The organism is Saccharomonospora saliphila YIM 90502, from assembly GCF_000383795.1.
GTDB lineage: Bacteria > Actinomycetota > Actinomycetes > Mycobacteriales > Pseudonocardiaceae > Saccharomonospora > Saccharomonospora saliphila.
In genome coordinates, this window is the sequence record NZ_KB912672.1 from 57,087 (window position 1) to 64,483 (window position 7,397).

7 protein-coding genes are annotated in these 7,397 nt (G+C 71.4%); 5 read left to right on the top strand and 2 right to left on the bottom strand.

From position 1 onward, the window contains the following. The coding region (locus tag SACSA_RS22630) for a DegV family protein (protein ID WP_048876704.1) at window positions 1-430 on the bottom strand (430 nt) is incomplete at its 3' end. 247 nt (window positions 431-677) lie between these two features. Here SACSA_RS22630 and SACSA_RS0111800 point away from each other — a divergent pair. The 5 genes from SACSA_RS0111800 to SACSA_RS0111820 all read left to right on the top strand — a co-directional run bounded on the left by SACSA_RS0111800 (window position 678) and on the right by SACSA_RS0111820 (window position 5,534). Then, window positions 678-1,463, top strand: coding sequence for an electron transfer flavoprotein subunit beta/FixA family protein (locus SACSA_RS0111800; protein ID WP_019816105.1), 786 nt, complete (start codon window positions 678-680; stop codon window positions 1,461-1,463). A 42-nt stretch (window positions 1,464-1,505) separates the two neighbouring features. Continuing rightward, a complete protein-coding gene (locus SACSA_RS0111805) occupies window positions 1,506-2,465 on the top strand; it encodes an electron transfer flavoprotein subunit alpha/FixB family protein (protein WP_019816106.1) in 960 nt (319 codons plus the stop codon). 186 nt (window positions 2,466-2,651) lie between these two features. After that, the gene (locus SACSA_RS0111810; protein ID WP_019816108.1) at window positions 2,652-3,428 is read left to right on the top strand and encodes a GNAT family N-acetyltransferase; all 777 of its coding nucleotides are present in this window, start codon (window positions 2,652-2,654) and stop codon (window positions 3,426-3,428) included. After that, window positions 3,425-4,294 carry a lysophospholipid acyltransferase family protein gene (locus tag SACSA_RS0111815; RefSeq protein WP_019816110.1) on the top strand — a complete coding sequence of 290 codons (870 nt, stop codon included), beginning with the start codon at window positions 3,425-3,427 and terminating at the stop codon, window positions 4,292-4,294. The genes SACSA_RS0111810 and SACSA_RS0111815 overlap by 4 nt, the downstream gene beginning before the upstream one ends. A gap of 166 nt (window positions 4,295-4,460) precedes the next feature. Beyond that, window positions 4,461-5,534, top strand: a complete 1,074-nt coding sequence (locus tag SACSA_RS0111820; protein ID WP_019816111.1) for a Glu/Leu/Phe/Val family dehydrogenase — start codon at window positions 4,461-4,463, stop codon at window positions 5,532-5,534. Window positions 5,535-5,655: 121 nt separating this feature from the next. On the opposite strand, the gene SACSA_RS0111825 is transcribed toward SACSA_RS0111820, so the two are convergent. Then, a partial coding sequence (locus SACSA_RS0111825; RefSeq protein ID WP_408640274.1) for a VanW family protein occupies window positions 5,656-7,397 on the bottom strand: 1,742 nt, incomplete at its 5' end.

Here is a 7,397-nt window from a genome sequence, read left to right on the forward strand (position 1 = left end):
CGTCGAGGACCCGCCGCGCCGAGCCGCCCGCCGCGGCGGCACGGGCCGCCGACAGCGCGGCGAAGCCGAGGCTCATGCTGGTCGTCGCGCTGTCCACGACGTGCACCGGGACGTTGACCTGCTCGGCGGCTTGCCTCGCGGCCTCGGCGGTGGCCGACATCGTCCGGGAGATGTGCAGGCTGACGATCGCGTCGGCCCCGGCGCTGACCGCGTCCTGGAAGGTCCAGAAGAACGCGCCGGGGTCGGGGGGCCGGGTCCGCACGTGCTCGCCCGACCGGATCCGCCCGATGAGGTCGTCGCGGTCGTAACGCGACTCGTCGTCGACCCGATCCGCCGTCTCGATCTGGACCTGGACGACCGAGATTCCCCACTGGGCCGTCAGTTGCTGGGGCAGGCAGGCTGTCGAATCGGTGATCACTGCTACGGGCACGTCGGCAGGTTAGTCCCTTCACCCCCGATCGCAGTAGCGCGTTGCGACTTCCGGTTCAGTGCCCACTTCAGGCGGTGTTCACGGGGTGTCGCCAGCTCCGCTGTCCGGGCGTTGGGGCCACTAGTGGGACGATCGTTCAGGGAAAACGCCGATCCAGGTGAAGGCGGTCACCTCGGCAGGCGTACCGTTGGAACCACGCTGTAGCTTACCGCTCAGTAACACCTCGTGTTTGCGCCGAAGGAGCCCCATGACCAACATCGTTGTCCTGGTCAAGCAGGTGCCTGACACCTACTCGGAGCGAAAGCTCAGCGAGAGCGACCACACCCTCGACCGCGAGTCCGCCGACGCGGTGATCGACGAGATCAACGAGCGTGCCGTCGAGGAGGCGCTCAAGATCAAGGAAGCCGGTGAGGGCGAGGTGACCGTGCTCTGCGTCGGTCCCGACCGCGCCACCGACGCGATCCGCAAGGCCCTGTCCATGGGCGCCGACAAGGCGATCCACGTCTCCGACGAGTCGCTGCACGGGTCCGACCTGCTCGCGACCGCGAAGGTGCTGGCCGCCGCCGTCGGCAGGGCCGGTGACGTCGACCTGGTGATCGCCGGCAACGAGGCCTCCGACGGCCGGGGCGGCGCCGTGCCCGCCGTGCTCGCCGAGTTGCTCGGCATGCCGCAGCTCACGCATGCCCGCGAGGTCACCGTGGACGGCGGCACCGTGAAGGCCGACCGCGAGACCGAGGACGGCATCACCCACCTCGAGGCGAACCTGCCCGCGGTCGTCAGCGTGACCGAGAAGATCAACGAGCCGCGGTACCCCTCGTTTAAGGGCATCATGGCGGCCAAGAAGAAGCCGGTCGAGACCCTCACCGTCGCCGACCTTGGCGTCGACGCCGGGCAGGTCGGCCTGGCCAACGCCGCCAGCGCGGTCGTCGAGGCGGCGCCGAAGCCGCCGAGGACCGCGGGCGAGCGGGTCACCGACGAGGGCGACGGCGGCACCAAGGCCGCCGAGTACCTGGTCGGCCAGAAGCTGCTCTGACCTGATCGAACGACGACTGACGACAGACAAGGAAACGGACCTATGGCAGAAGTTCTCGTCCTCGTCGACCACGTCGACGGTGAGGTCAAGAAGGTCACGGGCGAGCTGCTGACCGCCGCCCGCGCGCTCGGTGAGCCCTCGGCCGTGGTGGTCGGCTCGCCGGGGTCGGCGGCCAAGGCGAAGGAGACGCTGGCCTCCTACGGCGCCGCGAAGGTCTACGCCGCCGAGTCGGACGAGGCCACCGGATACCTGGTGACCCCGAAGGTGGACGCGCTCGCGGCGGTGGCGGGACAGGCCTCGCCCGCGGCCGTGCTGGTGGCCGCCTCCGCCGAGGGCAAGGAGATCTCCGGACGACTGGCCGCGCGGCTGGACTCCGGCTGGCTGGCCGACGCCGTCGGGGTGAACGCGGACGGCACCGTGGACCAGTCCATCTTCGGCGGCGCGTTCTCCGTGAAGTCCAAGGCCACCAAGGGCGTGCCGGTCGTGTCGGTACGGCCCGGCGCGGTGGAGGCCGAGCGGGCCGAGGGCGCGGCGGCCGAGGAGTCGGTGTCGCTGCCGGCCGTCGACCCCGCGAAGTCGGCGAGGATCACCGGTGTGGAGCCGGTGGTCGGCGGCGACCGGCCGGAGCTGACCGAGGCCTCGATCGTCGTCTCGGGCGGCCGCGGTGTCGGCTCGGCCGAGAAGTTCGACGTCGTGGAGAAGCTCGCCGACGCGCTCGGCGCGGCGGTGGGCGCCTCGCGCGCGGCCGTGGACTCCGGGTACTACCCCGCGCAGTTCCAGGTCGGCCAGACCGGCAAGACCGTGTCGCCGCAGCTCTACGTCGCCCTCGGTATCTCCGGTGCCATCCAGCACCGGGCCGGGATGCAGACGTCGAAGACCATCGTCGCGGTCAACAAGGACCCGGAGGCCCCGATCTTCGAGATCGCCGACTTCGGCGTCGTGGGCGACCTGTTCAACGTCGCCCCGCAGCTCACCGACGAGGTCACCCAGCGCAAGTCCTGACCCGGGAGCGATCCCGGCCGGGTGAGTCCGCGGGCCCCCTCCGCCGCGTGCGAGCGGTGGAGGGGGCCCGTGTCGTGCGGCGGAGGGGCCGCGGCGGACCGCGCAGCGCAGTGTTCATCCGGTATGCACGCGCGGGTCACGGGCGGCATCCTCGCCGGTCGTCTCCCCGCGTGAGCATCGTCTGCCATGACGGCCTCACAGCTGTTCGCGAGCACAGACCGCACCGAGCCGACGTCGCACGGCTACTCCCTGCTGGTAGCACGGGAAGCCGGCCAGATCGCCGCGGCGCAGCGGCTGCGGCACCGGGTCTTCGCCGAGGAGATGGGCGCGCGGCTGCACACCACCGCCGCCGGTCTCGACGCCGACTACTTCGACGACTTCTGCGACCACATCCTCGTCCGCCACGACCCCACGGGAGAGGTCGTCGGCACCTACCGCATGCTGCCCCCGGAGCGCGCGGCCGAAGCCGGAACCCTCTACTCCGACCTCGAATTCGACCTCGGACGCCTGTCCGACATCCGGCACACGCTGGTCGAGACCGGCCGGTCGTGCGTCCACCCGGACCACCGATCCGGCAGCGTCGTCGGGCTGGTGTGGGCCGGGATCGCCCGGTACATGCTGCTCTCGGGCCACCGCTACTTGGCCGGGTGCGCGTCGGTGCCGCTCGACGACGGCGGTGCCGAGGCCGCCGGCGTGTGGCAGCGGGTGCGCACCCGGCACTACGCCGACGAGCGGCGCCGGGTGAGGCCGCTGCTGCCCTACCCGGTCGACGCGGAACCGGACAGCGCCGGGCGCGGGATCGTGCCGCCGCTGCTGCGGGGTTACCTCCGGCTCGGGGCACAGGTGTGTGGCCCGCCCGCGCACGACCGCGACTTCGGCGTCGCCGACTTCTTCGTTCTGCTCGACCTTCAGCGGGTCGATCCCCGGTACCTGCGGTTCTTCCTGGGGGAGCAGCGGTCGTGACACACGCCTGGATGCCGGTCTCGCCGTGCGGCGAGACGTGCCTGACCCGCGGGGAACCGACCGTCGGCCCGGGGCGCGTGGCGTCGCGCCTGATCGCGTTGCTCGCCGTGCTGCTGGTCGCGGTGCTGCTCGGCCCGGTCGCGTTCCTCCTCCCCGCCGGCGCCCGGACACGCCTTCTCCGGCGGTTCTTCCGCTGGGTGCTCTCCGCGTGCGGGGTGCGCCTGGTCGTGCACGGTGACCTCGACGGGCGGGGGCGCGGTGCGCTGGTGGTGAACAACCACGTCTCGTGGCTGGACATCGTCGGGATCAACGCGGTGCGCCCGATGCGCGCGCTCGCCAAGCGGGAGGTGGGCGAGTGGCCGGTGCTCGGCAGGCTCGTGGCGCGGGCGGGCAGCGTCTTCGTCGACCGCGAGCGGTTGCGGTCGCTGCCCTCGGCCGTCGACGGGGTCGCCGAGGTATTGCGCGGCGGTGCGCTGGTCAACGTGACTCCCGAGGGCACGACGTGGTGCGGCCATGCCTCGGGCCGCTTCCGGCCCGCCCTGTTCCAGGCGGCCCTCGACGCGGGGGTGCCGGTGCGTCCGCTCGCGCTGCGCTACCGCCTCGCGTGCGGGCGGGAGACGACCCGTCCCGCGTTCGTGGGGCCCGAGTCGCTGGTGCGGTCGGTCTCGCGCACCGTGCGCCTGCGCCACCTGGTGCTCGAAGTCTTCGTCTGCCCCGAGATCGCCCCCGGCCGCGCGCGGGACCGGCATGCGCTGGCCGCGCTGGCGACCGATGCCGTGGACGCCGCACTCGGGACGGCGTCGGTCCGGTGGACGTCCTCCCCTGGGCGGGCAACGCGCTCGGGCGCGGTCCCCGCGGCCCGGTGACGGGCGCGGCCGGGACACTGCCGTTTCCCCGTGAGGTGGGATACATTCGGCCCCAGCGGTGATCAGCCGGGAACAACCTTCCCGCCCGCACCGCACAACGCGGAAACGGCACCGCCGCGCGCGGCCACAAGTCGCGCGTCGACGCCACGACAAAGGAGTCACGACCGTGACCGAAGGTGTATTCGGCCGCGAAAGCGGCCACGAGCAGGTTGTCTTCTGCCAGGACGAGCACACCGGGTTGAAGGCGATCATCGCCGTCCACTCGACCGCGCTCGGTCCCGCCCTCGGCGGGACCCGCTTCCACTCCTACACGAGTGAGCGCGCCGCGCTGGACGACGTCCTCGCGCTCTCGGCGGGGATGACCTACAAGAACGCGCTCGCCGGACTCGATCTCGGCGGCGGCAAGGCCGTCATCCTCGGCGATCCGGCGACGGTCAAGTCCGAGGCCCTGCTGCGCGCCTACGGGCGGTTCGTCCAGTCCCTGAACGGGCGCTACATCACCGCGTGCGACGTGGGCACCTACGTCGCCGACATGGACGTCATCGCGCGGGAGAGCCGGTTCGTCACCGGACGGTCGCCGGACGAGGGCGGCGCGGGCGACTCGTCGGTACTGACCGCCTACGGCGTGTTCCAGGGCATGCGCGCCAGCGCCGCCCATCTGTGGTCGAGCCCGGACCTGCGGGGGCGGCGCGTGGGCGTGTCCGGTGTGGGCAAGGTGGGACACATCCTCGTGGGGCACCTGGTGGAGGCTGGAGCGGAGGTCGTGGTGACCGACGTGGCCGACGCGGCGGTGGAGCGCACCCGCGCGGCGTATCCGTCGGTGGAGGTGGTCGCGGACAACGCCGCGCTCGTCGACGCCGACCTCGACATCTACGCGCCCTGCGCACTCGGCGGCGCGCTGAGTGATGCGACGGTGCAGCGGCTGCGCGCGGCCATCGTCTGTGGCGCCGCCAACAATCAGCTCGCCCACCCGGGAGTGGAGAAGGTGCTCGACGAGCGGGGCATTCTGTTCGCCCCGGATTACCTGGTCAACTCGGGTGGTGTCATCCAGGTCAGCGAGGAACTGCGGGGCTTCGACTTCGACCGGGCCAAGCGCAAGGTCGACTCGCTCTACGACACGGTCGGGCAGGTGTTCGCACTCGCCGACGAGGAGGGCGTGCCCCCGGTGACGGCCGCCGACCGGCTCGCGGAGCGGCGGATCGCCGAGGTGTCGCGGCTGCGCTCGATCCGCGTGTCGTGACCCCGAGCGTGCGCTGACCCGGCGGAGCATCAGGCCCCGCCGGGTCAGCGCGTGCGGTACGGCCCGGACCCGGTGCGCCGCCGGAGTCGGAATGCCGGCCGCCGCCGGGCGAGCCCCCGCGTCAGTCGTCCTTCGGGCAGACGATCTTGTCCTTCTTCTTGTAGGTGACCGTGCGGGGTTCCTTACGGATGACCTCACCGGTGGAGGCGTCCTTGATGACCCGGGTGTTGGTCACCGTGAAGCCCTTCTGACCACCGCTGGGCTTGCAGTTCTCTTCGGGTCCCTTGGCCTCGCCCGGCTCCACGAAGTCGGTCCGGTCGCCGGTGATCGACTCGACCTCGTAGTGCTTGGTGCCCCAGAGCTTGACCGTGATGTCGTTCGGCGTCCAGATCGTCTGGATCGCCACGCCGGTGTCGGTGTTGTTGGTGAACCGCAGATCGATCACGCTCGACCCGTCGGGGTTCTGGAACACGGTCGCTTCCCGGCCCTCGGGGTAGCGGCTGATGTAGTAGCTGTGCTCCCGGTGCCCGGCGTCCTTGAGCCCGGCGAAGTAGTAGGCGTTGTAGAGCGTGGTGGCGAACTGGGAGATCCCGCCGCCGACCGCAGTGCCCGGGGCGCCGTTCTCGATGATGCCCGCCTCCACGTAGCCCTGGGGCTTGCCGCGCGGGCCGGTGTATTCGTTGAGGCTGAACGTCTCGCCCGGCTTCACGATGGCGCCGTTGACCTCCTCGGCCACCACGCGGATGTTCACCCCGGAGTCGGGCGCGAACCCGCCCGTGGTGAACTCGCCGATGACCTCCTTGATGCCGAGCTGCTCGGCCTCCTCGGTCGTGATCTCGGCGGGCTGCTTCTCGTAGTGGGCCTTCAATTCCCGGCCGCCGCTGTCGGTGGTGGCGAGCACGTCGGGCAGCGGTTCGAGGGTCTTGTCCCAGTTGATCTGGTTGCCGTCCTGGGACGGTTCGACCGTCGGGCGCCCGCCCTCGAACACGATCTCGGCGTCCCTGCCCTCCTGCTCGGTCTCGGCGAGGTCGGGCTCGACCCCCTCGACGATCTTCTTCTGGTCGATCCGCGGGACCAGCTCGCCGTCCTTGGCCTCGAAGGAGAGCCCGGCCGCGATCTCCTCGGGTGTCAGCTCGCCGTCGTCGCCCTCACCGCGCACGACCACCGGTGCCGACACGGCGGGTTCGGCGACCTCCGTCAACGCGGCTCGCACTTTCTCCGAGGTGATCGTCACCGGCGTGGACTCGACGGGCAGCGTCAGGCGCGTGCCGGAGGCCCAGTGCGCGAGGATGCGGTCCTTCGCGGCCTCGACGTCGAGCGCCTGGCCCTGCTTCGGCTCGACGGGCTTCGGCTCAGCGCCCTCGAACACGACGTTGCCCTCGACGGGCTCCTGGTCGATGTCCTGGCGCAGCGCCTTCATCGCGTTGTCGAACTGGTTCGGCTCGGCGTCGGTGACCACGCCCAGTTCCCGGTCGCTGAAGAAGGAGGCGATGCGGGTGAACGGGTTCAACGGCTGGTCACCGGCCTGGTCGAGCGTGGCGTCCCAGTCGAGCCGCAGTCCCGCCTGTTTCGGGTCGAACTCGCCCTCGGTCTCGCCCGCGGTGTAGCCGACGGGCTGGCTCAGGCGTGGCTCGATCTCCTCGCGCAGCAACCCTTCGGCCTTGTTGTGGCTCATGCCACCGACGTCCACGCCCGCGACACTGACCCCGCGCGGGACGTCGCCGTTGGTCACGAGCAGGTCGAAGCCGTAGAGCAGCACCAGGAAACCGAACACCGCGGCCGCGATCACGGCGGGCCTGCGCATCCGGCGTCCGCGCGAACCCCGCCCGGGGTCGCCCGCGCCGGGTCCACCAGGGCCACCCG